The 25857-nt window shown below is 38.9% G+C and carries 20 protein-coding genes and 2 pseudogenes; 19 read left to right on the top strand and 3 right to left on the bottom strand.

The window, feature by feature from the left end:
* Positions 1-200 precede the first annotated feature (200 nt).
* The 3 genes from G493_RS0100695 to G493_RS0100705 are packed head-to-tail and all read left to right on the top strand — an operon-like array spanning position 201 to position 2944.
* Positions 201-1253 (top strand): Gfo/Idh/MocA family protein, encoded by a 1053-nt coding sequence (locus G493_RS0100695; RefSeq protein WP_028578815.1) that lies wholly within the window; start codon positions 201-203, stop codon positions 1251-1253.
* 3 nt (positions 1254-1256) lie between these two features.
* The gene (locus G493_RS0100700; protein ID WP_028578816.1) at positions 1257-1844 is read left to right on the top strand and encodes an acyltransferase; all 588 of its coding nucleotides are present in this window, start codon (positions 1257-1259) and stop codon (positions 1842-1844) included.
* The gene (locus G493_RS0100705; RefSeq protein WP_028578817.1) at positions 1841-2944 is read left to right on the top strand and encodes a DegT/DnrJ/EryC1/StrS family aminotransferase; all 1104 of its coding nucleotides are present in this window, start codon (positions 1841-1843) and stop codon (positions 2942-2944) included. Before G493_RS0100700 ends, G493_RS0100705 begins: the two co-directional genes overlap by 4 nt.
* A gap of 316 nt (positions 2945-3260) precedes the next feature.
* Here G493_RS0100705 and G493_RS0100710 read toward each other — a convergent pair whose 3' ends face one another.
* Positions 3261-3602: a hypothetical protein gene (locus G493_RS0100710; RefSeq protein WP_028578818.1), complete on the bottom strand. Its 342-nt coding sequence runs from the start codon at positions 3600-3602 to the stop codon at positions 3261-3263.
* 329 nt (positions 3603-3931) lie between these two features.
* A complete protein-coding gene (locus tag G493_RS0100715; RefSeq protein ID WP_153306399.1) occupies positions 3932-4555 on the bottom strand; it encodes a hypothetical protein in 624 nt (207 codons plus the stop codon).
* 1580 nt (positions 4556-6135) lie between these two features.
* On the opposite strand from G493_RS0100715, the gene G493_RS0100720 reads away from it, so the two are divergent.
* The 16 genes and pseudogenes from G493_RS0100720 to G493_RS0100795 all read left to right on the top strand — a co-directional run bounded on the left by G493_RS0100720 (position 6136) and on the right by G493_RS0100795 (position 24991).
* Positions 6136-7914, top strand: coding sequence for a D-glucuronyl C5-epimerase family protein (locus tag G493_RS0100720; RefSeq protein ID WP_161629771.1), 1779 nt, complete (start codon positions 6136-6138; stop codon positions 7912-7914).
* 88 nt (positions 7915-8002) lie between these two features.
* Positions 8003-10018: an acyltransferase family protein gene (locus tag G493_RS27200; protein ID WP_051308907.1), complete on the top strand. Its 2016-nt coding sequence runs from the start codon at positions 8003-8005 to the stop codon at positions 10016-10018.
* Positions 10015-11322: a lipopolysaccharide biosynthesis protein gene (locus tag G493_RS27205; protein ID WP_035272831.1), complete on the top strand. Its 1308-nt coding sequence runs from the start codon at positions 10015-10017 to the stop codon at positions 11320-11322. The genes G493_RS27200 and G493_RS27205 overlap by 4 nt, the downstream gene beginning before the upstream one ends.
* A 758-nt stretch (positions 11323-12080) precedes the next feature.
* The gene (locus tag G493_RS0100735) at positions 12081-12998 is read left to right on the top strand and encodes a Wzz/FepE/Etk N-terminal domain-containing protein (RefSeq protein WP_161629772.1); all 918 of its coding nucleotides are present in this window, start codon (positions 12081-12083) and stop codon (positions 12996-12998) included.
* Between the two features lie 118 nt (positions 12999-13116).
* Positions 13117-14226, top strand: coding sequence for a non-hydrolyzing UDP-N-acetylglucosamine 2-epimerase (gene wecB / locus G493_RS0100740; protein ID WP_028578822.1), 1110 nt, complete (start codon positions 13117-13119; stop codon positions 14224-14226).
* Positions 14227-14590: 364 nt separating this feature from the next.
* A complete protein-coding gene (locus tag G493_RS0100750; RefSeq protein WP_153306400.1) occupies positions 14591-15961 on the top strand; it encodes a hypothetical protein in 1371 nt (456 codons plus the stop codon).
* Positions 15954-17066: a glycosyltransferase family 4 protein gene (locus tag G493_RS0100755; protein WP_028578824.1), complete on the top strand. Its 1113-nt coding sequence runs from the start codon at positions 15954-15956 to the stop codon at positions 17064-17066. The genes G493_RS0100750 and G493_RS0100755 overlap by 8 nt, the downstream gene beginning before the upstream one ends.
* 6 nt (positions 17067-17072) lie before the next feature.
* Positions 17073-17168, top strand: a pseudogene (locus G493_RS34745) (WxcM-like domain-containing protein); the annotation flags it as partial.
* Between the two features lie 222 nt (positions 17169-17390).
* Positions 17391-17525, top strand: a pseudogene (locus G493_RS34750) (N-acetyltransferase); the annotation flags it as partial.
* A gap of 13 nt (positions 17526-17538) precedes the next feature.
* Positions 17539-17958, top strand: coding sequence for a sugar 3,4-ketoisomerase (locus tag G493_RS0100765; protein ID WP_028578826.1), 420 nt, complete (start codon positions 17539-17541; stop codon positions 17956-17958).
* The gene (locus G493_RS0100770; protein ID WP_028578827.1) at positions 17955-19058 is read left to right on the top strand and encodes a DegT/DnrJ/EryC1/StrS family aminotransferase; all 1104 of its coding nucleotides are present in this window, start codon (positions 17955-17957) and stop codon (positions 19056-19058) included. The genes G493_RS0100765 and G493_RS0100770 overlap by 4 nt, the downstream gene beginning before the upstream one ends.
* Positions 19058-20299, top strand: coding sequence for a glycosyltransferase family 4 protein (locus tag G493_RS0100775; RefSeq protein ID WP_028578828.1), 1242 nt, complete (start codon positions 19058-19060; stop codon positions 20297-20299). The genes G493_RS0100770 and G493_RS0100775 overlap by 1 nt, the downstream gene beginning before the upstream one ends.
* A 22-nt stretch (positions 20300-20321) precedes the next feature.
* Positions 20322-20903: a GNAT family N-acetyltransferase gene (locus G493_RS0100780; protein WP_035273100.1), complete on the top strand. Its 582-nt coding sequence runs from the start codon at positions 20322-20324 to the stop codon at positions 20901-20903.
* 353 nt (positions 20904-21256) lie between these two features.
* Positions 21257-22405, top strand: coding sequence for a DegT/DnrJ/EryC1/StrS family aminotransferase (locus G493_RS0100785; RefSeq protein WP_028578830.1), 1149 nt, complete (start codon positions 21257-21259; stop codon positions 22403-22405).
* Complete coding sequence (locus G493_RS0100790; protein ID WP_028578831.1) at positions 22405-23001, top strand: sugar transferase; 597 nt, start codon at positions 22405-22407, stop codon at positions 22999-23001. Before G493_RS0100785 ends, G493_RS0100790 begins: the two co-directional genes overlap by 1 nt.
* A 316-nt stretch (positions 23002-23317) precedes the next feature.
* Entirely contained in the window at positions 23318-24991 is a 1674-nt protein-coding gene (locus G493_RS0100795; RefSeq protein WP_028578832.1) for an FG-GAP repeat domain-containing protein, read from the top strand.
* Between the two features lie 126 nt (positions 24992-25117).
* Here G493_RS0100795 and G493_RS0100800 read toward each other — a convergent pair whose 3' ends face one another.
* A complete protein-coding gene (locus G493_RS0100800; RefSeq protein ID WP_028578833.1) occupies positions 25118-25672 on the bottom strand; it encodes a hypothetical protein in 555 nt (184 codons plus the stop codon).
* Positions 25673-25857: the final 185 nt, after the last annotated feature.

Below are 25857 nucleotides of genomic sequence, written 5' to 3' on the forward strand. Positions count from 1 at the left end.
AAGCGGAGGCTTTTTAATCTGCTTGCCCCACAGAGTGACTTTTTTTGGGGAATTTTTCTGACACGCAAACTGTTTTCCATATTTGCTCGATAAATAATATTATTTCAAGAGATTACATGTTTGTTCCCAAAGTCAATGGAAGTGTGGGCTTGACGGACGTTCGTAATATAGCACCAACAAATTAAATCTAAGGGGCATTGATGAAAAAACTTATAGTTGATAGGCCAATAAGGATAGCTGTCGTAGGCTGTGGGCGAATTGCAAAGAATCATTTTGCCGCTATTGAACAGCATAGTGAAAATCTGGAGCTCGTCGGGATTTGTGAGAAAAATCAGACTGTTTTGCGGGAAAACATCGAAAAGTTTGGAGTGCCCGGATTCTTAAATTTTGATGAAATGCTTAATACACTAGACATTGATATTGTTTCTATCTGTACACCTAGCGGTCTTCATCCTCAACTAACAATTTTAGCTGCACAGCATGGCGTGCATGTAATGACTGAAAAGCCAATGGCTACCCGTTGGAAAGATGCCCTTGATATGGTACGTGCATGTGATACAGGTGGGGTGCATCTGTTTGTTATTAAGCAGAATCGTAGAAATGCAACCTTGCAGCTACTGAAAAGAGCTGTTGAAGAAAAACGGTTCGGTCGGATTTACATGGTTAATCTTAATGTTTTTTGGACTAGGCCGCAGGAGTATTATGATAGTGCAGAATGGCGTGGGACATGGGAACTGGATGGTGGAGCTTTCATGAATCAGGCGAGTCATTATGTTGATTTGTTGGATTGGCTTATTGGTCCCGTTGAAAGCATACAGGCTATGACAGGAACACTGGACCGTGATATAGAAGTCGAAGATTCTGGTGTTATGAATATTCGATGGCGTAATGGTGCGATGGGTTCCATGAGCGTCACTATGCTAACCTACCCTAAGAATTTTGAAGGTTCTATTACTATCCTCGGTGAGAAAGGAACCGTGAAGGTCGGTGGCGTTGCCGTAAACGAAATTCAACATTGGGAATTTGCAGAACCAAAGGATTATGATGATGACGTACAGAATGCAAGCTACCAGACAACTTCTGTCTATGGATTTGGTCATCCTCTTTACTTTAAAAACGTTATTGATGTTTTCCGTGGCGAAGCCAAGCCTGAAACCGATGGGCGGGAAGGCTTGAAATCCCTTGAGGTGCTTATCGCAACCTACCTCTCTGCCAGAGACAATAAAACAATTTCCTTGCCTTTGGAGTATTAAACAATGCAACCTGCGTATATTGCTCATGAAACAGCTATTATAGATGTTGGTGCATCAATCGGTAAGAATACCAGGGTCTGGCATTGGGTACATATTTGTTCCGGTGCAACGATTGGCGAAAATTGTTCATTAGGGCAAAACGTATTTATAGGCAACAAGGTCGTGATTGGCCACAACGTCAAGATTCAGAATAATGTATCTGTATATGACAACATTACATTGGGAGACGATGTTTTCTGCGGTCCTAGTATGGTATTCACGAATGTCTACAATCCTCGATCTGCCATTCCTCGCAAGGATGAGTATCGAGAAACGATTGTTGAAAACGGCGTGACATTTGGTGCTAATTCAACGATCGTATGTGGAATTACCATTGGTCGTTTTGCGTTTGTCGCTGCCGGGGCAGTAGTAAACAAAGATGTGCCCCCGTACGCTCTTATGGTCGGAGTGCCTGCTCGTCAGATAGGCTGGATGAGCGAATTCGGTGAGCAAATTCCTTTGCCACTGGAGGGAAATGGCCGCTATACCTGCCCTTACAGCAACAAACAATATCAACTACGGAACTCTCAAATGGAGTGTGTGAGCAAGTGAATATTCCCTTTATTGATCTCAAAACTCAGTATCGTAAGCTACAGCCTAGTATTCAACAAAGAATGAATACCGTCCTGGAACACGGGCAGTATATAATGGGTCCTGAAGTTCGTGAGCTTGAAGAGCGTTTACAGGCATATACTGGTGCTCAGCACTGTATTACTGTCGCCAGTGGTACAGAGGCACTTCTTATTAGTTTGATGGCATTAAACATCGGGGACGGTGATGAAGTAATTACTACTCCTTTTACTTTTGTCGCCACAGCAGAGGTTATTGTGAGGGTGGGAGCAACGCCGGTTTTTGTTGATATAGAATCTGATACATGTAATATCAACCCTTATTTGATTGAACACGCTATAACAGAGAAGACCAAGGCAATTGTCCCCGTTAGCCTTTATGGCCAACCAGCGGATATGGACGAAATTAATGAAATCGCAGCACGTCATGGTAATATACCTGTCATCGAAGACGCTGCGCAAAGTTTTGGAGCTGTATATAAGGGGAGGAAAAGCTGTAATCTTTCAACAATCGGCTGTACCAGCTTTTTCCCGAGCAAACCACTTGGTTGCTATGGTGACGGTGGTGCGATTTTCACTAATGATGCCGCAATAGCAAGGGTCAGCCGTGAATTACGTGTACACGGACAAAGTGAACGATATGTTCATAACCGGATTGGGGTCGGTGGTCGCATGGATACGTTACAGTGTGCAGTAGTACTGGCAAAACTCGAAGAATTCGACTGGGAGTTGGAAAGACGTAGCGAAATTGGTAACCAGTACAACAGGAGGTTGGATGAAATTGGAGTTACACGTATAGTTCAGCGTGAAGACAGAACTTCAGTTTTTGGACAATATACAATATGTTGCAAGAATCGAGATGAAGTTCAAAGTATATTCAAAGAAAGAGGAATTCCAACAGCAGTTCACTATCCTATCCCTCTAAATGAACAACCTGCATATAAAAATTTAGGGTCGAAACAGCAGACACCACAAGCTACACAAATTGCTAAAAAGGTAATGAGCTTACCAATGAGTCCTTATTTGACTGCAGAACAGCAAGGAGAAGTGGTATCCGTAATAGAGAACTCTTTTTTACGATAAGATTCTGACACTAAAGTATGAGTCAGAATCTCATTTCTTGTAAAGAAAAATTATAACTGTTCACAGTGTCCCTCCTCTTGCTGCGATCAGCTTGGCTTGCCTATGGCCAATACTCTGCGCCAGCTAGCTCGCAACAAAACTCTGACACCCTGTAAGTAGTTACAGATACAGGAGAGTTGCCAGGTTAAGTTACTAACCCTATGAGTATTTACGAAAAATATATTTGTTACCCATGAGGAGTCATGACCAATGGGCAAAACCATTGGTCATGACTAGCTATGCGAAGCATAAATGAGAAACATAAGGTTATTACTTATTAATTTCTCAGATACATTCCATAAATCACTCCATTTAGGGCACCTGTGGTAGCATAAATGTACACATTTTTACCCAGAGAGATGGATGTCAATGATGTAGCCAAAATTTGATCCGCAATATCAGCCTGTACCATCATAGAAATGGAAGACGTTCCGGCTGTCCAGTCAGTCATACCACTGACACATTGAATCTGGATTGCTGTATTATTTGGAAAAGCTGTGTTAGGGCCAACCAACAATACTTTTGCATTTGAACAGGACGCTGCCATTGCAGAGGTAGAAAAAGCAAAAACCATCATGACTACAGCAAAGGTAAGCGCTGCTTTTTTTGTAATTGTCATAATCACTCCTTTTGTTTGTGTTATGCGAAAAATTCAGCACGTCATTTTTTGCTAGAAGTGCTGTAATAGTTAAAAAAGAATTTAAACATTGCTAATTAAAGAAACACACATTTACCTGGCAGTATTTTTTCTGTCATATCAATTGAGTAGGCGAACTCGTTTTTTTAGGGAAAAAATAACAATTTGCAAATAAATATCTGCGTTGAATTATATGGTAAAGATAATGAAGCCATGTAAGAAAGATATCACACGCATGGAAGAATGTTGAGAAAAAAATTGTACAGACCATAAAACTTTCTGGGCCTAAAAATTTGGGGGTCAACTTGAATTTATTGCTGTGAAGTATCACCGCTCTGAAACTTGTGGATTTCGTTTTCGTATTTTTTCTCTAGTTCATCCTTGGTCATTCCTGCTTCTTCTGAAAAAAGTCCTCCTGCTTTCTGTTGTAAATCATAAGCAGCAAGTTGATTTTCGTAAATGGTCTCTAGTTCGGTTTTATCTGCTGCTATTTTTTTGAGATGGTCATTTACTTGCGTGGTATACAAAGATTGCGTCTGCTGGTATGTCAAATCAGAATTACTGTCAGTTGAGTCAAGACTAGGACCTTTTTGTGCATAACCCGCTGAACCAAACCCTCTGATCATTAACGTTCTGTTAGCTTCATCCATTGTCAGTATATGGTTTACCCCTCTCAACAATCGAGCAACAACTTCTCGCAATGGTACGTCAGCGTATTCTCCAGAAACGATGCTTTTGGAGATTTTTTCATCATAAATAATTTGTACGCCGGATTCTTGAGCTATTTTGTTGAAGATTGTCCCCAATTCAACTTGTTTAAATTTCAGGGTAATTGACTGCTCAAAACAATTTTGCTCAACAGCATGGCATAAAAAAACATTTTGGCTTGTAAGCATTAGAACTACAAGAATTAAATAAAAAAATATTTTTTCCATGAATAAATTATACCCCACAAAACTTTTTTATAAAAAAATTATACTCTATAAAAATGTAAGTTTCAAGACTTGTAAGAAATCACCTGGGTTGTAAACAAATAAAAGGTATTCTTCTGGTAGTGCCTCAAGACGCGGGAGGTAACATTGAATCAGGCACCTGATACTCTAATGCTATTATCAAGCAGATGGTATCCCCAAACCCCCATAGGTTGTAGAAAAAAACAAACTCAACCTATATACAAATATAATCCGAAATTTTGTTAGTTTTTGCAAGCCGCTATTGAGTGCAGTCGGTCTATATTAGAAAAACACTTCTTTATCTGGCTATAATTACGAGATTTTGGAAAAGCGGATTTTTAGCAATTTGTCAAAAATGGCGATTTTTGGCATCAAAACAGAGTTGTTGGCAAATCTAGAGAAAGCGATGTCGATATCATGTTAATTTTACTTTTTTTATTCCGTTTTTCTAGGAAGACCGGCTACAACCAAGCCGCCATTATACCAGACTTTTGTTTTGGAATAGGAAATTTCATTCATAACGAGACAAGTTTGACGCTATGCCCCAGCTATGTACCAATATCTTAAGAATATTTGTTAGGCCTAACAAAAGATGAGCGGGAATAACGTCCTTGGAGAGCCTTTTTGTGTCTATCAATTAATGGGCTTCAAGCAATCTCGTTTCTTACTTGTTGCATCTATATCCGGGTCACTTTCTTTTACCTCGCCTCCCTGTGAGGTTGCCGCGCGAGTTGAAAACAGTTATAAATGCGGTACAGCTCATGTTCTTTATGATTGCTCGATGTCGTTCGAGACAATGATCGGGCTATTTATCTAAAATTTAAGTTGTTTGTCTGAGTGAGTGCCTGTCCGTAAAAGGTAACTGATCTGAGGCTCTCCACGGAGTCTCCCGCTGGTCGCTTACCTCTTTGGATGATCCCAATTTCACGCATAGATAGGCTCACGGAGTCTACGCTTAGCTGCTCAAAATCGTGCTTGTCCAAATATGAAGCACCTGTGGTCAGCTACAACTTAGACGTGAGTGAAATCAAAACGATACAGACTTCGTGATTAGTCACCGTAAAAAAGGTTTCTCGTTTGAGAGCAGGTAAGGGAAGAGGCCAAGACATATTCAAAATCTACCGCGGGCATATTGCTGATATCTGAGTGAGCGCTTACATTCGATAATCAAATTTTAATTATAACACAACTGGTAGTCGAAACGGCCATTTATGAATAGGCACAAGTATAAAATTTTGGTGTGTTTGGGGTTATCTTAGAGCTTCAGTTCTGAGCAAGAGCTGATTTTCACCTTTATCTGAAAATCATGTGTTCTTGAATGATGCAGCATGTTGGCGTTTATAGTGTGCTCCTGATTTGGCCAAGTATTCATTATATAGTGTCTGTCTCGAAATGAGAATTTTTACTCTAGCTTAAGTCATGCAATAAATTTTACTACAGGCATTTAGTTGATATTTCAAAGATAAAATTTAAAGCATAACGCAAGAAGACCATTTATGGACAGGTACTATTTAGGTCTTTTTTGACAATGAACAATCTTATTTATGTTTGGATTTATAGTTATGAAAATTAAGGCTTTGTGGGGAAGTTTTTTTTGTGCGGTGATTTTAATCATTCATTCGCCATGTGATGGAGAAGGGCTGGTTGCGAAAGTAGTTGAACCTGAAGTCTATGCGCAATCTTCATTGTCTGTTGTATCAATGAATAGAAATATTATCGGTCCCATCATTGATATCTATAAATATCCATTGAAAAGCTTTGAAGAAAGTCCGCTGTTAACAAGTGAGCGAACTCATCCATTATTAGCAGGTTGTGCTGTGCTTAATCTTGTCAGGGAGGCGTACATGTCTCAGAATGCCAGCGAGTTGTCGACCGCAAAGAAGTACTTGGATTGGTTAGCTGAGTCGCATCATATGTATCAAAGTCAAAAACAATCTAAAATCTGGCAATACAATTATGCGCATAATAATTTAGCCCCTGGATGGTGGTCCGGCATGGGGAACGCTGCAATTGCTTTGGCATTCAGGGCTGGTTATGAAGTATTTCATGAGCCTCGATATCGGCTCAATTATGAACAGGCAATGAATGGAATTTTATTACCCGTAGAGGAAAGTGGGTGCACCATTCGTCTGGGACCTGATGCACACTGGGTGTGTGAATATGTTTGGCCAGGTATGGATGAGAAGAATAGTTATTTTGTGTTGAATGGCTCATTGATGGCTATGCTATCGGTCAAGATAATGGCAGACGTAACAGGAGATGAACGATATAAGAGAGCGTATTTTAGATATATAAATGGGTATAAAACAATTAAAGAACAATTCTTTAGGAAAGATGATAAATGGACCTACTATATGCTTAATCCGCTTACAACGGAGGCGTCACATTATGCTATTTATGAATTAAAATTATTTGATGCATTATATGAAATTACGCATGACGATTTTTATTTAGATGATATATCTCGAAGAAGAAAAATATTTAAAGAATCATATCCCGTTCATGTTGATCAGGAAAATCAGTTCCTGTTTTCTTTGATAGGGCTGCCAAATCCATACTTTATAGATGTTTTTCCAATAACTATAGACTTTATATCTAAAGGAAAGGTTGTCTATTCGAAAAATATAAAAAATATTTTTGATAAAACTATCAATTTCAGTAAAAGAGCTTTTTTAACAGGACAATTCCGTGATGACTCTCAAGTTGATAGTTTTGTTGTTAAAAGTTTTGATGGGGGGGGATATGTAGAATTGTTCAGTAGTAGAGTTGATGAGGTTCGTTTTGACTGGCAATCTGCGTTGCCAATGCCGATAAAATATACTATTAAATGTAATTATGATGCAAATTGTATCTCTAGCCCCCAAAAAACGACTGAAAAAAATATTGACCATCTGGTGAATATTTCTCCTGGCAGAGTCTCCAACCCTGAAGTTCTTTCCCACTATACTAATTCGCAAGCCAGAATTGTATTTGGGTTAGATGAAAATGTTAGTATCCAAGATAATAAATATATTGCCTTTATAGTTAATTCTGATCAGAAAATTAAAAATTTAAAATTCACCATTTTTGATAAAAAGGGGAAAAGCATATCGAGGTATTATCCGTCAATAATTCCTCATCAGGATAATGTCTTATTGATCAGTTTTATAGGATTTAATAAGGTGGAGTCATTTAGTAATAATTTTAACATATTGCATGTCACTCTATTTACTCGGGATTTAGAAGATAAAAAAATTGATGATTTTTCTTTCGCAATAAAGAATGTTTTTTTATTAAAAAATAACGCTGAATTATTTTCGTTACTTGGGAGTGATAATTATTTTTTGATTGAGAAAGAGTAACTGAACGTGAATTGTATGTATTAGGTTAGAGTTTTTACTAGTTGTCCCTTCTCCTTAAGGTTGTTGCTAATTTCCAGGTAAGAAATAAATGTCTCTACTGACATATAGAAGCGATATAGATGGTCTACGCGCAATTGCAGTGCTGTCAGTGCTCATCTACCATTTAAATCCTACTCTTCTTCCAGGTGGATTTCTGGGAGTCGATATCTTTTTTGTTATTTCAGGATATCTCATTTCATTAATTCTCTTTAAAGAAATAGCAACACATTCATTTCATGTTTGTTCTTTCTATGCTCGACGTATCCGACGTCTTTTTCCTGCGCTTGCTCTTGTTATAGTATTTACACTCATTTTTGGTTTTTACGCTCTTTTTCCAGCAGAATATAAACAACTTGCTAAACATGCTTCGGCCTCAATAGTTTTTTTGTTTAATTTGGTGGTAATGAATGAAGCCGGATATTTTGATATAGTATCTGAAGCTAAACCTCTACTGCACTTGTGGTCTCTTTCTGTTGAGGAGCAATTTTACCTAATTTGGCCTCTTTTTCTGTTGCTTTGCCACCGTTTCCGGATTTCTATCTCGATTTTTATCAGTACCTCTATTGTATTTTCCTTTGGATGCTCTCTTTACCTTGCACAGCATGATATAGATATTCTCTTCTTTCATCCATTGGCAAGATTTTGGGAATTGATGTTCGGAGCGCTACTTGCCTATTGGCACTATAATCAAAAGAGCAACGCATCGGAGTGGAGATTAGCTTTGCCATGGGCGCATCAACTGATATCAACTTTTTCATTATTAACGATTATTATTTCGTTATTTTTGATCGATGGCAATATGCCTCACCCGGGCCCAGGTGGAGTGGTGCTTATTGTCGCAACAACTTTGTTTATCGGTTGCGGAGAAAAATCGTTTGGTAATCGTTTGCTTAGTGCGAGGCTTTTAGTATGGATTGGGCTTATTAGTTATCCTCTGTATCTATGGCATTGGCCAATATTGTCGTATATCCGTATTATGGAGGGTGGAACCCCTTCGGTTGCTGTTCTTTGGGTTGCCGCCGCTTTATCCATTATACTTGCTGGTCTTACTTACAGCGTTATAGAAAGGCCAATAAGGGCATGCGGGCAATCAGGTCTTCAGATTGTTTGCCTGGTAAGTATAATGGGAGTTCTTCTCATAATATCGCAAGGATTGGTCATCAGCAACGGATTACCTAACCGTTCCTCTCTTCAATATGCAAAAGATGCGGAAACGCAAATGATTCGTGAACCTCAACAGGATCAATCTTGTCTCGCCTTGTTTCCCGATGGCAATGCACCGATATATTGCCGAATGAATAAAGCGGATGGGCCTATGATTGCTGTAATTGGAGACTCACACGCTCATGTGCTTTATCCAGGTGTTGCTGAGCTTGGGAGCAAAAGTGGCTTGGGTGCTCTGTTGCTGGCAAATTCCGGGTGCCCGCCGTTCCTCGGGACCACAACAGGGAGGAACGCGAGCGAAGACGCGCAGTGTGTAGATTCAATAGAAACCATATTGAGTACAGTTGTAAATATCTCTCAGGTCAAGTGGGTTGTGATAGCGTCCCGGGGGCCAATTTACATTACAGGGAAGGGGTTTGGGGTTGCGGAGAAAGACGTATCAATTCAGCCTATAAAAGTATATGAATATCAGGAGGAACGTAGAAAATTTGCACCTGAACAAGCTTTTATGTATGGACTGGTGAACACTGTTAGGCGACTGCAATCTGGTGCTAAACATGTGTCGTATTTTTTGGAAGTACCGGAGTTAGGGGTAACACCTAGCAATTGTATTGGCAGGCCTTTGGCAATTTCCAAAGATACCCGTTGTGAGGTTGCCTATAGTGAATACTCAGCGAGAATGTTGCAATATCGCTCCATTATTAAAGCTGTTAAACTGCAGAGTCCACAGCTTAACATAATTGATCCGGAGCCAATATTTTGTTCTGGTGCCACATGTATTGGCATTCTCGACAGGTTTCTTCTTTATGCGGATGATGATCACTTAAGTGTTAATGGGTCAAAAATAGTCGCGCCACTAATACTTCAGTCCTTTAATCTTCAAAGTAAGCCGGTACAATGAGCAGGATCAAAGTTTTTTTTTCTCGTTCAGCATCACAGGGGAGCTTTTTACGTAGCATTGCTGCCCTTGTTACGGGTACTGCTAGCGCACAGGTTATAGCCATCCTCGCATCTCCGCTACTCACACGTCTATATAATCCTGAAGATTTTGGGGTACTTTCCGTATTTATCGCCTCGCTGGGTGCTCTTTCAGTAGTGTCCTGTGGTCGTTATGAACTCGCAATTCCCATAGTAAAAACGACTGTTGCTGCGTTGAATATCCTGGCTTTGGCTGTGCTTATAAACTTGGCATGCTGTATCATCTGTGCTGGGGTGGTTATTGGATTTCGTTCTGAAATATCTATTTTTTTCAATGTCCCCCACCTAGCTCGACACTTATGGGTGTTGCCAGTGGGAATTGTGCTTGTGAGCACGTATAGGTCGCTCACATTTTTGGCAATCCGAGACAAGCAATTTGGTACAGTTGCCAGAACGAAGTTTACCCAAGCACTCAGTGGAGTTGGTTTGCAGCTTGGATTTGGAGCGCTTCACAGCAGTGCTTTAGGGCTCATCTTGGGGAATGTGGCTGGGCAGTCGGCGGGAGTCGTATTTTTAGGCCAATGTTTGATAAAACGATTTAAACCAATGAAGAGCGCGTTGCGCTTTAAACGTGTTGCGGCTGTAGCAATTCTGCACAGTAGATTTCCAAAATACGATATGCCAGCAGCTGGAATTAATACTCTGGCCGCGAATTTACCTCAATTTCTTCTTCCTGTTGTATTCTCTCCTGTTGTTGCTGGCCTATATTTATTAGCTTATCGGGTTATAAGCATGCCTGTTGCCGTCGTCGGGCAGGCAGTTGGGCAAGCATTGTATTCGCATGCTCGTGAAGCCTCTGTCGATGGTAAGTTGACTTCATTTGTCGGTAAAATCGCCATCTCACTTGGTTCCTTGACGATTCTTCCCTTGTTTATTCTTTTTTTCTTTGGTGAAGATCTATTCACCTTGCTCTTTGGCGCCACTTGGAGTACTGCAGGTATTTATGCTGGTTGGCTGATGCTTGGCGCAGCAGTACAATTTGTCTATTCGCCTATTTCTCTCATGCTGTTGGCAACCAATTCACAGCATATTAACCTGATTATTCAGATATTTCTATTTCTGGCTAAATCGGCCTCTATCGCTTTTGGATATTTCAGTACAGATCCACTGGTTACCATTAAGGCCCTTGCAATAGCCGATATGACAGGCTACCTATTTGGTGTGTATCTGACTTTTAGACAGGTTACGCGATGGAGTTCCTGCCGTAAACAGATTAATGGAGAGTGAAGAATGATCGAATTGCTGTTGTTCGTTGTAATCGACCAGATATGAAAAAAGACCAAACTCCACATTATCTAGGTGTGTTAAATTGATATGCCCTGGTGGCATTGGGGAACATATCGGCTTCGCTGCACCGTAATCGTTTACTGGTATATTTTCAACATACGATGTGGTTATTATGTATGGTTACATATAGCCCGTCAGTCAACTTGTGCATATATGAAGCACTAATATCTTACAATTATGAGTCTACCAGCATTTTCGCGCTGTAAACTGTTCCCGGCAGCTCCGCGCCGCAGTGAGTCGCGGTACTGATTTCGTCAAACGCCTGATCCCGGCGCTTCGCGCCAGAACTAAAAGCTTGAGCAGATACCGTGAACATACCAAGGTGTTGTGTAGGTACAATCGATATGTTAATGTTTTGCACCATGTTGCTGTTGAGCTACGTATGCATAGATACTTGCGGTGAATTGTTTTGCAGGTGTCTGTCTATACATATCCCTTTTTCACTGGTATCAACCATGTTCCTGTGGATATATTTTTAATATGCCTTGTTGTAGAATCAGAATTTCTATTTATGAACAGCCTCTAGAGAGATAATCTGATTTAAAGAGCCCCCAGATTTGTTTAAGATGATTTTGCCTTGGGAAAGTGAGATTCCAGCATATCTATGAGGACCATGAGGAATATGCAATGCGGTGTATGTGTGTTTGCAGTGTTTTTCAGATAAGTGCTATCCAGAAGAAATAATGAATAGGTTATACATGAATAAACAAGAACTAGAGTGTGTTATTTCAAATAGGGCAGATGGAGAGATCGATATTCTTCAGATAATCTCCATATTTTGGAAAAGAAAATGGTTAATTGTTATTATAATCATATTCTTTACTGCTGTGGCAGGTGTGACGAGTTTTATGATACCCGACGTATATGAAATTACAACGTTGCTTGAGCCAGCAAGCGATTCTAATGGGCAGGTTCGAAGTTCTCATTCCATACGCGAGCTTGTTGTAACAGGAAGCTTTAATAAAAAAATTGCAGAAAAACTCAAAATTAACATGAGGGATATCCCCGATTTTAAGGCAACAATTCCTCCTGGAACGAATTTAGTGGAAATTTCAGTGAAAAGTAAAGGGGAAGAACAGGCGATACAAATATGTAGTGAACTGGTTAACTATATTGTTGATGATATCGAAGAGAAAATTGCTCCTAGAGTGAAAGCAATTAAAAATAGAATAGAGAAAGCCAAGTATGATGAGTCTTCTTTAACATCTCAAATTGAATTAGTAGAAAGTCACATCACTAAAACAATGGATGAAATTGAAACTCTTGAGAGTATGCGTAAAAAAGCTTCGGTTAGTCCAGGAGGATCTGTCAATATATTATTATATTCAAATGAAATCCATACTCAGCAAAATAGAATTTTTCAATTACAAAAAAATCTTGCTGAATTGCAGAACAAAGAAAATTTATATGCTAATGATATCAAAGATGCTTTATTAGAGATTAATCAAATTCAAAATACAAGTGTTCACAAAGAACCAACTCTTTCGCGAGAACCTGTCTCTCCAAACAGAGTGTTGATTGTATCTTTAGGTGTGTTTTTGGGGATTTTCACAGGCTTTGTGTCTGCATTTATGATTGAGTTGATATCAAAAATGCGTATATATAATGATATCTAACCAAATAAAGTGTAACGTTTTTTATTTTATATCTATATTTTATTCAATAACATCACATGTGTATAAATAATATTTGCCAAGATAGTTTATAGATTATAGATAAATAGAGGGTATTTTTGTGGATATATTAACTGTTGTTGGTGCTAGGCCTCAATTCATAAAAGCAGCTGCTGTAAGCAGATGTATTGCTGAGTATAATGCTAAAAAATCTGATGAGTCATCTCGTATTAATGAGATAATTCTGCATACTGGACAGCATTTTGATAAAAATATGTCCGATGTATTTTTTAAAGAATTACAGATACCAAAACCTGTTTATAATTTAAATATTGACTCAATGGGGCATGGTGCTATGACAGGTAGGATGATGGAAAAAATTGAAGAAATTCTTTCCATTCATCAGCCCGACTTTGTAATGGTATATGGTGATACTAATTCTACGTTGGCAGGTGCTTTAGCTGCTAGAAAGAATAATATTAACCTAGTACATGTAGAAGCAGGATTACGAAGTAGAAACATGAATATGCCTGAAGAGGTAAATCGTATTCTTACTGATCGTGTCAGTGATATCCTTTGTTGCCCTACTGATAATGCAATTACGAATTTAAAGGAAGAGGGGTACGATCATTTCCCTTGCAGTCTGGTTAAGACTGGTGATGTGATGCAAGATGCAGCCATTTATTATAGTACATTTTCTGTGAATAAATCTTCTATTGTTAAAGAGATGAAGCTTAATGATGATGAATTTTTACTGTGCACTCTTCATCGAGCGGAAAATACAGATGATATTTCTCGTCTGGAAAAAATAGTATATGCTTTAAATATTCTTTCAAAGTGTAATGAAATAGTTATGCCGTTACATCCTAGGACTCAAAAACAGATTAATAAATTGAAGTTAAAGGTGAATTTCAAGACTATTGATCCTGTTGGATATTTTGATATTATTGAATTGCTCAAGCATGCCAGAATTGTAATGACAGATAGTGGTGGTTTGCAAAAAGAAGCCTTTTTCTTCAAAAAGAGATGTGTTACTCTACGCGATGAAACAGAATGGGTTGAGCTTGTTGATTTGGGAGTCAATACATTGGTTGGGAGTGATCCGGACGCGATCATTCATGCTGTAAACAAACCCGTTGCTGATGAAAAAAAATTTGATGTAAATTTATATGGTAACGGTATGGCGAGTAAAAATATCATCGATGCGCTGTGTAATTATAGGTCTAGTTAGTGTTTGCCTTTAAATGATTTTTTGTAACTGGTCACAGGTGCCCCCATCTATGCACGATCGCGGTTCCCTGCATAGATAGTCTATAGCGAAAAAACACGCTTGCCCAAATCTGAAGCACCTGTGACCAGTTGCAATTCAGAACTAATCGAAATATCAGTGTTGTTAACCCCGTGATCAGTTACGATTTTTTACTCAATTTTGCGTTCTGCTCAAAATGCACTGAAGGCGAATGTTTGATAACGGAGTCTAGTCTTGCCTGCGATGATACTGTTGTAATCATAATACAAGACATTGGCGGAAAGCCCAATTGTGGGTAGGCGATAACTAGTTTTGGTAATGTAGAGACTTAGAAAATATATAAACTATGAGAATTGATAAAGGTCCTGTAATAAATGCTCAAAAGTATCCAGCAGATACTCTGTCACTTTTTAGAGCTTTCAAAATTTTATTACCATGGAATACTCTCTCTATCTCTTTGGCTTTCATTATTTTGTCTTTTTTGTATACAGGATTAGTTGCGCCAATATACAACTTCGGAGGCATGGTCTCTAATGCTCGTGCCGATTGGTATATAGAATTACTGTTGCTCATTATTATATCTTTTCTTTTGCCTCGGAAAGTAAGAAGGCCCAGTGAATTATATAATTGGTTGTATTTTTGTGTATTGCTTGTGCCAGCCGCAGTATTATCCGCCCAGCAAGGAAGTGACCGTATATATTTATTTTTAATGTCGCTTGGTTTGTTATTTTTAATTATATTTTACCATATTTTTTCCTTTTTCATCTTGAAAAAGAGGCGTTACGGCAAGTATAATCACGGCACTCTTCCTTTCTATTCAGTCATGTTGTTTGTCTTTTTTGTCTTAATTTGGTTATCGATTTCGGTTCGTGGTAATTTTAATTTCAATTTTCAAGAAGTATATAATTATAGATTTAAAATATCTGCCCAAATTCCATATTTATTGAGATATTTATTGCCTCTTGCATCTAGTACCCTTGTTGGCTATTTAGTTGCTTTAAGTATTGAACGAAAAAGATATTTTTCTTTATTTGTTATTATGGTCACAGGGTGTCTGTTTTTTATCTTTTCCAGCCATAAAGCTATGTTGTTTTATCCTTTTATTGCTATATCTGGATATTTTCTTTTTAAATTTTCCCGTCCTTATATGATTGTTGTATGGGGTTACAGTTTAATATCTTGTTTAATTCTTATTTTTCATAACAAAATATATTATTTTAGTTCACTTATTGCTAATAGAGTAATTTTTATTCCTAGTCATATTAATTTTTATTATTTTTCTTTTTTTTCTGATCATGATTTCATGTTATGGGCAGAAAGTAAAGTTAGTTTTGGTTTAGTTGATTCTCAATTGCCAATGCCTGCGATGAAATATGTTGGAGGTATGATGACTGGCAATTATAATATTTCTGCTAATACTGGATGGATAGCTAGCGCGTATATGAACGGAGGGGTAATTGGGATTATAATATACTCTGCAATAATCGCTCTGATCTATGTGATGATTGATTCATGGGCTCAAAGATATGGAAAAGAATTTGTCGGTACGGCATTTCTTATTCCAGTATTAATATTTACGGTTTCAGCAGATTTGCTGATTACATTGCTTACACATGGTCTTGTCGTTTTGCTTTTTTTGTTTGTTTCGACTAGCCTCTTGCTGAAAGCTTATAAATATTTGTTTTTGAATGAAAAAGGTGGTTTTAGTAATGCCTAAAGTATATGTTGTAACATCGGTGCACAAGCGATATGATGTTCGAATTTTTTATAAACAATGTAGGACGTTGAGTAAGGCAGGATATGAAGTTAATCTCATAGTTCAAGATGGTGAAGGCCCTGAAATTCTTGATGGAGTCAATATATACGATATTGGTCATCCTTTCGGAAATCGATTATATAGGATTATTCTTTCGCCATTAAAAATGTATAATTTTTTAAAGAAATCCTCTGCTGATATTATACATCTTCATGATCCTGAACTGTTGCCTGCAGGTTTTTTTCTTAAGCGAAAAAACTTCCGGGTTATATACGATTCCCATGAAGACTTTCCCCGGCAAATTTTATCAAAGCATTGGATATATCCCGCCTTGCGCAAATTCGTCTCCTTTCTTTTTGAAAAAATTGAAAATCGAATTGCTAAAAAACTTGACGCTGTTATTGGAGCTACGCCTTTTATTGCTGCGCGTTTTAAACCAATCAATCAAATAAGTATTGATATAAATAACTATCCTCTTTTAGGTGAATTTGACTGTGTATTAAAAAACACTGAAGAGTCATTTTCGCGTACTTTTTGTTATATTGGTGCAATTACCAGAGAGCGTGGTATTTCTCAAGTTGTTGAGGCTGTTAATTTATTGCAGAATGTTACTTTAGTTATGTGCGGGCCATTTGAGAGTGAATCCTACTCCAAAGAGTTACAGGTAATGCCTGGTTGGAGATTTGTTGATTACAGAGGCATTGTTGACCGCGATGAAGTTTCTCAGATAATGGCCTCTTCGCAAGCTGGGGTGGTAACGTTTCTTCCAGGGCCTAACCATAACGAATCGCAACCAAATAAAATGTTTGAATATATGGCTGCCGGACTTCCTTTAATTGCATCACATTTTCCTCTCTGGAAACAAATAGTAGAGAAAAATCAATGTGGTATTTGTGTCAATCCAGGTTCTCCTGAGGAAATAGCACGTGCAATTACCTCTTTATTGGACGATCAAAAATTAGCTGAAACAATGGGTAAAGCTGGGAAAAATGCCGTAACTCATAATTTAAATTGGGAGAATGAGGCGGTGAAGCTCGTAAATATTTACAGTCAAATAGCTGGATAATGAAAAATGGATCATTTTGTTCATCCTAATGCATTAGTTGAAACATTAAATATAGGTGCGGATACTCGTATTTGGGCCTTTGTTCATATATTACCTGGTGCTGTGATTGGTTCAGGGTGTAATATTTGTGATAATGTATTCATTGAAAATGAAGTAATAGTAGGTGATAGGGTAACGGTTAAATGTGGTGTGCAGTTATGGGATGGGCTTACCATTGAAGATGACGTGTTTATAGGGCCAAATGCCACTTTTACTAATGATATTTTTCCGCGAAGTAAGCAGGCCTTTACATTGCGGCGTACAATAATTGAGCGTGGTGCATCGATTGGTGCCAATGCAACTATTCTTTGCGGATTAAGTATTGGGCGGGGAGCTATGGTTGGCGCCGGATCCGTAGTTTTGCGAGATGTTCCTCCCTATGCAGTTGTTGTAGGTAATCCAGCCAGGATAATACGGTATGAGGAGCATAGACATGGCCTTGACTGATTGCAAAATTATTGATCTTCCAAAAATATCCGATCCTCGCGGTAATCTCACTTTTATCGAAGGGGATCGCCACATCCCGTTTGATATTAAAAGAGTATACTACTTATACGATATTCCCGGAGGAGCAGAAAGGGGTGCACACGGACATCGCAAACTCGAGCAATTTATAGTGTCAATGTCCGGGTCTTTTGATGTGATTCTCGACGATGGGTACCAGACGCGAACGATTCACATGAATAGATCATATTATGGGCTATATGTTTCGCCAATGATGTGGAGGGACATTACCAATGTCTCATCAGGAGCAGTTCTTATGGTATTAGCGTCTGAAGTGTATGATGAGAATGATTATTTCAGGGATTATGATCTTTTTTTACAGGCCGTGCGGGAAAAGGGGGGAGTATGATTCCTTTTTTAGATATTAAGGCGACCTATGATGAGGTAAAAGAGGAAATAGATCAGGCGGTTGAGCGCGTCCTTGGCTCTGGATGGTATATTTTAGGTGAAGAGGTTGAGCAATTTGAGCAGGATTTCGCAGCATATTGTAATTCTAGATATTGCGTTGCTGTTGGTAATGGGCTGGATGCACTTCGTTTGATATTGGCCGCATTTGATATTGGTCAGGGAGATGAAGTAATAGTACCATCCAATACGTTTATAGCTACGTGGCTGGCAGTAAGTCATTGCGGAGCGAAACCGATAGCGGTTGAACCTGTTGATGACTGTACCTACACAATGGCTCCGGAATTAATTGAAAAGGAGATAACTTCTAGGACCAGGGCTATAATACCTGTTCATTTGTATGGTCGCCCTGCTGATATGGATCCAATAATGGAGATAGCAGCTAAGTATAATGTAAAAGTTATTGAAGATGCTGCGCAGTCACATGGCGCTAAGTATAAAACTAAACGTGTAGGAAGTATTGGTGATGCAGCAGCTTTCAGCTTTTATCCAGGAAAAAACCTAGGTGCATATGGTGATGGCGGCGCAATCACAGTTAATGATGAGGATGTCGCTGAAAAACTGTTTATGCTACGGAATTATGGCTCTTTTAAAAAATATACACATAACATAATAGGGTATAATAGTAGGCTGGATTCTATTCAAGCGGCCATCCTCCGTGTAAAGTTACGCTATTTAGATGAGTGGAACGAAAGACGCAGATCTTTAGCAAAAATATATCATCAGTTACTCCAACAAACGAATATCGCTCTCCCGACAATAACAAAAGGATTTGAGCATGTGTATCATCTCTTTGTTGTGCGATCGGCACAAAGAGATACCCTGCAACTGGAATTACAAAAAGCCGGTATTGAAACATTGATTCACTACCCGATTCCTCCCCACTCGCAAACTGCATATGCATATATGAAGAATTCTTTTCTCCCAGTCTCTGAAAAATTGTCTGATGAAATATTAAGTATTCCCATAGGACCTCATCTAGGCAAGGAGCATGTTGAGTATATAGCACAACATATCACCAAAATTGTAGGAAACAAGTATTGATGAATATTCTGTATCTCTGCCAGGTCTTTGAGCTTGCCCATGATGCCGGTTCTGATCGGCATTTCTTTTTTTGTAAATATGCAAAAAATAAGGGTTACAATGTAACTGCTATTACCAGTAATGTAGATTATAAAAATGCCTGTGTTAAATTTGAAGGTAAAAAAGCTACTGTTTCTCGAACTATTGATGGAGTCGATATTCATTATGTGTATTCCTTTGCTGACTTTCGAGGAAGTTTTTTAAAGCGATTTTACTATTATATTACCTATTTTTTTTCATCGATTAAGCAATCGTTCAAGGTTAAAGATGTAGATGCTATTTATGCGGTATCAACTCCATTGTCTGTTGGTCTTCTCGGGTATGTCATTTCACGTATGCGTAGAGTACCTTTTGTTTTTGAAGTGACCGATGTGTGGCCAGATGCTCCTATTGCATGTGGTGTTGTTAAAAATAGAGTTCTGATTAAACTTGCTAAATGGCTTGAAATATTTTGTTACAATAAGGCTATACATATAGTCGGTCTTACTCACGGTATTTGTCAAAATATTATTCAAAAGGGGGTCTCCCCAAATAAAATCACCGAAATTACAAATGGGGTAGACTTCTCGCTCTTTCACGGGCATGAAAATGATAAGGTAAAGAAACAATTTCGAGATAAACTTGTACTCGATCAGAAATTTGTTGCCATGTACATGGGAGCTCACGGGGCCTACAATGCGCTGCATACTATTATTGACGCCGCCATTTTATTAAGAAATGATTCACGTATAGTTTTTGTCTTCATTGGTGATGGAGACGAAAAAATCAAGTTAAGGCAACGTGTAAACGACCTTCAGCTTACCAATGTGGTATTTCACGATCCAGTTCCTCGTGATGATTCTGTTTCTCTTCTCTCAACGGCTGATGTATTTTTATTACCTAATCGTAAAGGTGAATTTTTTATTGGAAACTTACCCAATAAGCTTTTTGATTTTCTTGCTGCAGCACGACCTGTAATTGTTGCAGGTAAAGGAGAGACTGCCGATTTGGTGACAAAGGCTGGAGCAGGGTGCGTTGGTGAGGCAGAAAATGGAGAAGAAATGGCAAATTCTATTGTTAAATTTGTTAACATGCCCTTGCAAAAACGATTAGATATAGGACAAAAAGGACGTGATTATGTAATGCAAAATTTTAATAGAATCACTCTCAGTGAGAAATTTTTGCAGGTAATATCTAACGCTATACAAAACAATGATCGTTAATGAGCATTCTACAATTCGGTGTATGACCGAAAAAGATATTGAGTCTGTCGTTGAGATTCATTTGTCTAGTTTTCCTTCATTTTTTCTTACATTTTTAGGCCCAGGATTTCTTAAAATTTTTTATAAAGGAATTTGTTCTGCTTCTGACGGAATTGCTTTCATCTCTCTCGATAGTAAAGGGACTCCAGCTGGGTTTGTAGTTGGTACATCTAATCCTCGCGGATTTTATACCAAATTATTAAAAAGCAGTTGGTATAAATTTGCACTAGCATCAGTTATTCCAATTATTAAGAAACCCTCTATTTTTTTTCGTGTAGCAAGAGGATTGAAACATCCTGGTGATAATCCAATTGGTACAGATATTGCCGGTTTGTTTTCTATTGGTATTTTGCCAGAAGTGCAAAGGCAAGGCGTTGGACAGAAGCTCATCAAGGCCTTTTTGGATGGTGCCAAAGAAAAGGGTTGTAATAAAGTTTTTCTTACGACAGATAGAGATGAGAATGCAAATGTGAATGCTTTTTATCAGAAGGTAGGTTTTGATATTCAACGTCAATATATCACACCTGAAGGAAGAAGGATGAATGAATATATCATCACTATCTAATCCCAAAAATTTAGTTTATGATGAATACGCAAAGTGACTTTTCCGTTATGTCTTTATTGTGTGATTGTAATAGCTAAATGATTTCTGGACCCAGAGTTGGGCATTGTGATCGTGAAATAGTTGTAGATGTGATCACTTGTTGCAAATAGCGATTAAGTGTCTGTTCATAATGCTCTTTTTAGAGTCTTGTTCTTTGCTTACCTTCTCTCGAACGACACTCCTCATTTATTGATAGACACTGATAACTAAACGGTAAATATTGTGGAAATTACAGGCTGATTTGAATTGTATACTCCTCTCTATTTTCAATTGAGCGATGCTATATTTAAAACAATTTATGTTCGATGATTAATATGGAAAAATTTTTGCCTTTTGCTCTGCCTGATATAGGCGAAGATGAAATTAATGAAGTCTTAGATTCTTTACGTTCCGGCTGGCTGACCACTGGTCCCAAAACGAAGAATTTTGAAAAACAATTTGAAACCTTTATTGGGAAAAATGTCGAAGCTTTTGCTGTTAATTCTGCAACTTCGGGGTTACATCTTGCTCTCGAGGCAATTGGTATAACTCAAGGTGATGAGGTTATTACTACTCCATATACATTCACTTCGACTGCTGAAGTTATTCGGTATTTAGGAGCAGATCCCGTATTTGTTGATGTAAGTCCTGATACATTGAATATTGCACCAGAGAAAATTGAATCTTCTATTACATCCAGAACAAAAGCTATTATCCCTGTGCATTTTGCTGGTCTTGCCTGTGATATGGATCCCATTCTGTCAATTGCTCAGAAATATAATTTAAAAGTCGTTGAAGACGCAGCACACGCCTTGCCATCTACGTATAAAGGCAGCTTAATTGGTTCACTTCAAAGTGATGCCACTGTTTATAGTTTTTATGCAACGAAAACTGTTGCAACAGGTGAAGGTGGGATGATTGTCACCCATAATGCTGAGATAGCAAAACGCTGTAAAATAATGAGGTTGCATGGGATTAGCAGAGATGCATTCGACCGATATACTTCAACAAAGCCAAGTTGGCACTACGAAGTTGTCGCGCCTGGTTTCAAGTATAACATGACCGATATCGCCGCTTCCCTTGGGATTCATCAGTTACGAAAGATCTGGCAATTTCACGAAAAAAGGAAAGCTTTGGCGGTTGAATATGATAAAGCTTTTGCTGACCTGCCACTTTTATTGCCCTCAAAAGCTCCAGGAGAAGATTTTCATGCCTGGCATCTTTATGTGATAAGGCTTCAAGATCAAAGAATGTCTAGGAATCAATTTATAGAGTTAATGGCAGAGAAAGGAATTGGATGCAGCGTCCATTTTATACCGCTTCATCTGCACCCCTATTGGCGTGATAGATATAACTTTGAACCAGAGGATTTTCCAAACGCTTTACATGCATATAATAATGCTATAAGTCTGCCATTGTACACTAAAATGGATTCACACGATCAAGAACGCGTAATTCAGGCTGTTCAGGATATACTTAAATGATTGTTAAACGTATATTCGATTTGTTTTTTTCTTTACTGGGGCTACTCATATTGTTACCGCTTTTCTTTTGCATTGGTTTATGGATAAAAATCGATAGTCCTGGGCCTGTTTTTTTTCGGCAAGACAGAGTCGGACGCTTCGGTAAAATATTTAGGATTTTTAAATTTAGAACAATGGTAGATAGGCAGGACAAGGTCGCTAGGCAACTGACTGTCGGTAAAGATCCGCGTATCACAGATTGCGGTCGATTTTTACGACGTACTAAACTTGATGAGTTACCACAGCTGCTAAATGTCATTCGAGGAGAGATGAGTCTTGTGGGCCCTCGCCCAGAAGTTCCTCGATACGTGGAATTTTACCCAGAAGATGTGCGCCAGGTAGTTTTGTCCTTACCTCCAGGCATAACCGATTATGCTTCCATTGAATTTAAAAATGAAAATTCTATACTGGGTGATGCATTTGACCCTGAAAAAACTTATATTGAACAAATTATTCCTTTGAAATTAGTCTATTATCAGCGTTATGTTGCAGATAGAACGTTATTTGGTGATATTCTGCTTATCATGAAGACTTTTAAAGAGATCATCAAAAGGTAGTTGAATCACGGGGTATATAACTCCTGACTTTCATTTACATCATAACTGCAGGCAGTCCCCAGAGCGATTTATAGGCTGCGTACGTTGACCTCTGAGCTATAGCCTGTCTCACTACGCAATACCGTCATATCGCTCATAAAAATAAGCGAGCAAAGGTTAGTCCGCCTTGGAGTGCCGGTAAATTCTGGCCGATTTGAGTCTCCCCCCACACAACTATCATTTCTATATTGGTATGGTTACATGCTATAATAAATGTAACGTGGCGTTTATTGGATTTTTTCAAATCCTACTCGGTGATATGTACAGTTGGTGAAAGATGAAAAAATATGTATCTGCTCTCGTTTGCTTTTCGATTCTTCTGCTTGCAACAACAGCGTATTCTGCTGTATCCCGGCCGGTATTTAAATGGCAGAAAGGGGGATATCGCCAAGTTGAATTCAATAAAGCCATGTATACATCCCCTGCGTTAATTGATTTGGATATGGATGGTGTGGCAGAGGTTATCTGGGCCAATTTTAAAGTTGCAGCATTTGATGGAGCAACTGGCAATACTATATGGTCTTTTTGGGTCGGGAATGATCGGAACACTTCAAATACCTATATGGCGATTGGTACTGATACAAATATCGCTGTTGCAGATATTAACAAAGATGGTTTTGCAGAGATAGTTACCGCTCATACCAATGGGCTTGTCTGCGCATATGATCGTAATGGCAATTTTTTACCTGGCTTCCCCACAAAACCAATGGGAAGGACTGATCCTGTAGAAAGCCTTAATATCTATGACATAGATAATGATGGGTATTATGAAATCATTGTCGGCTGGGGTAAAGCCAATAATTTGAATATTGTCATCCTTTCTTTTGATGGAAAGATCAAACCAGGATGGCCTCAATTTGTCTCGAACCCAAATGCAAATGCATTAGGTATATATGGCCCGAATATAGCAGTGGGTGACATTAATCATGATGGGTATGGTGAACTCATTGTCCCATCTGACACTGGCAAAACCTGCGCGTATTTCTATAACGGAGTTACATTGCCTGTAAATTCTGTTTTTAATAATAATACACGTTGGCCTGACGTTGTAAATTATGAAAACTATGTTTACGAAAAGATCGGATGGCATGTACCTGATAATTCTTTAGACAGCCAGTTTTACATGGGCACGGATTTTCCAGCAACCATTGCAGATGTTAATGGTGACGGTTCCTATGAGATCGTTATAGTGGGAGGAGTGTATAACAACCCACCAAATAATACCAATTACATCTATCAAGCTCAGTATTCCAAGCCGTTCATATACAATGTTGACAGGACGCGATTTAACAACGGTTCCTATAATTGGGAATCTGATTTACCCAAGAGCGGCTCGCCGTTAACAAACTCATGGCGGGCCATTTCGCTGAAAAGATCTAATCCTGTAGTGGTAGATATCGATAGTGACGGAAATAAGGAAATATTAACATCTACTTATGATGGAAAGGTTCACTGTTTTCGACTTGATAAAACCGAACATGGCAGATGGCCATTTTCAGTGTATAGCCAGACAGAAGGGACCATACGTTTTGCATCTGAACCGGTTGTTGCAGACCTCGATAATGACAGTAAAGTTGAGATTATTTTCACCAGTTGGCCACAATACTATTCCAATAAAGGTGGTCATCTTTTTATTATGGATAACTGGGGCAACCTTTTACATAAAATCGCACTCCCATATGGTGATAACGGCCACGTTGGCAGTCTGAACTACGATGGAGGTCTTGCTTCGCCTTCTATAGGAGACATTGATGGCGATGGAGAACTGGAGATTGTTGTTGGAGAAGTATATGCCGGTCTCGTTGTCTATGATGTCCCCGGTGCTAAAGTCGGGAAAATGCCCTGGCCGACAGGTAGGCATGATTATTCACGGACAGGTTGGACGGATTATATTTCCAATCTGGACCGAGTACCTTCACCTGCTCCGTGGATACTTCTTCTTTCCCATTAGGAGGCCACTGGGAGGTTTTGTTTACGAATGCTCTTTTTTCCAGTTATCAAGCTTCTACGGCGTCTTCCCGTTGTGCACGAAGCACTGGCAACCGTTTACAATCAAGGGATCATGAACGATAAACGCTCATTTCTTTTGCTGATTCAGCCGTTCAAGGATAATTTGTGCGGCTTCAATGCTACGTTTCCTTCTTTCCAGCCGTAACGTTTTCTTCATTTCATCCATGTCTGCAAATGTCTGTTCTGTATGATGAATAACGGTAATCAGGAGCAGGGTATGGTCTGATAATACCCACAGACTGGTTCCGTCCCATAATGCATCATCGCCTGGCCTGTTTTTATCCGTAAGCGTTGTGTCTGGTATGGAGGCGTTATGGCGTGCTTTTCTTTGCCGATTAATAATATCAGCCGCAGAATCAAAAAGCCCTTCCTCTGTAATATCCCTGTTGCTTGATATCTTATACTTCAGGCTCGCGTCGCCTTCCCGTGATCGATAAGTGCAAATCTTACCCGCTGGCAGCATTCCTTGAGTGGTCTTGCCTGGTTGTACTTCGGTTTCGAGTAACCAGGCAGCCTGGTCCTCCCTAAGGAGTGAGCAGATATCCGCAGCATGAATTGAGGAAACGGATGTTAGAGTGGCAATGGCAAATGTTACCAATAGCATGTGTGTGTTGATGAACATAGCGAGCACCTGTTACGATCCCTATTTGAACTTGTTTAAGCGGAACGGGAAACAATAAATATCCAAAAATTGCTAGGATATCGGTTTAATACCGTCGTCGCATCAAGGGTTCCATACTGGTCGTATTGAGCCATTGATGCGACGACTTTACCGAGTTGAGAGACAAGCATGATTGGATAATGTAT

The organism is Desulfogranum japonicum DSM 18378 (assembly GCF_000429945.1).
Lineage (GTDB): Bacteria > Desulfobacterota > Desulfobulbia > Desulfobulbales > Desulfobulbaceae > Desulfogranum > Desulfogranum japonicum.

What these genes read in the sequence shown, in the direction of transcription:
- G493_RS0100695 (WP_028578815.1), top strand. Translation starts at nt 201, where the DNA reads ATGAAAAAACTTATAGTTGATAGGCCAATAAGGATAGCTGTCGTAGGC.
- G493_RS0100700 (WP_028578816.1), top strand. Translation starts at nt 1,257, where the DNA reads ATGCAACCTGCGTATATTGCTCATGAAACAGCTATTATAGATGTTGGT.
- G493_RS0100710 (WP_028578818.1), bottom strand. Translation starts at nt 3,602, where the DNA reads ATGACAATTACAAAAAAAGCAGCGCTTACCTTTGCTGTAGTCATGATG.
- G493_RS0100715 (WP_153306399.1), bottom strand. Translation starts at nt 4,555, where the DNA reads ATGGAAAAAATATTTTTTTATTTAATTCTTGTAGTTCTAATGCTTACA.
- G493_RS0100720 (WP_161629771.1), top strand. Translation starts at nt 6,136, where the DNA reads ATGAAAATTAAGGCTTTGTGGGGAAGTTTTTTTTGTGCGGTGATTTTA.
- G493_RS27200 (WP_051308907.1), top strand. Translation starts at nt 8,003, where the DNA reads ATGTCTCTACTGACATATAGAAGCGATATAGATGGTCTACGCGCAATT.
- G493_RS27205 (WP_035272831.1), top strand. Translation starts at nt 10,015, where the DNA reads ATGAGCAGGATCAAAGTTTTTTTTTCTCGTTCAGCATCACAGGGGAGC.
- G493_RS0100735 (WP_161629772.1), top strand. Translation starts at nt 12,081, where the DNA reads ATGAATAAACAAGAACTAGAGTGTGTTATTTCAAATAGGGCAGATGGA.
- G493_RS0100750 (WP_153306400.1), top strand. Translation starts at nt 14,591, where the DNA reads ATGAGAATTGATAAAGGTCCTGTAATAAATGCTCAAAAGTATCCAGCA.
- G493_RS0100755 (WP_028578824.1), top strand. Translation starts at nt 15,954, where the DNA reads ATGCCTAAAGTATATGTTGTAACATCGGTGCACAAGCGATATGATGTT.
- G493_RS0100765 (WP_028578826.1), top strand. Translation starts at nt 17,539, where the DNA reads ATGGCCTTGACTGATTGCAAAATTATTGATCTTCCAAAAATATCCGAT.
- G493_RS0100770 (WP_028578827.1), top strand. Translation starts at nt 17,955, where the DNA reads ATGATTCCTTTTTTAGATATTAAGGCGACCTATGATGAGGTAAAAGAG.
- G493_RS0100775 (WP_028578828.1), top strand. Translation starts at nt 19,058, where the DNA reads ATGAATATTCTGTATCTCTGCCAGGTCTTTGAGCTTGCCCATGATGCC.
- G493_RS0100780 (WP_035273100.1), top strand. Translation starts at nt 20,322, where the DNA reads ATGACCGAAAAAGATATTGAGTCTGTCGTTGAGATTCATTTGTCTAGT.
- G493_RS0100785 (WP_028578830.1), top strand. Translation starts at nt 21,257, where the DNA reads ATGGAAAAATTTTTGCCTTTTGCTCTGCCTGATATAGGCGAAGATGAA.
- G493_RS0100795 (WP_028578832.1), top strand. Translation starts at nt 23,318, where the DNA reads ATGAAAAAATATGTATCTGCTCTCGTTTGCTTTTCGATTCTTCTGCTT.
- G493_RS0100800 (WP_028578833.1), bottom strand. Translation starts at nt 25,672, where the DNA reads ATGTTCATCAACACACACATGCTATTGGTAACATTTGCCATTGCCACT.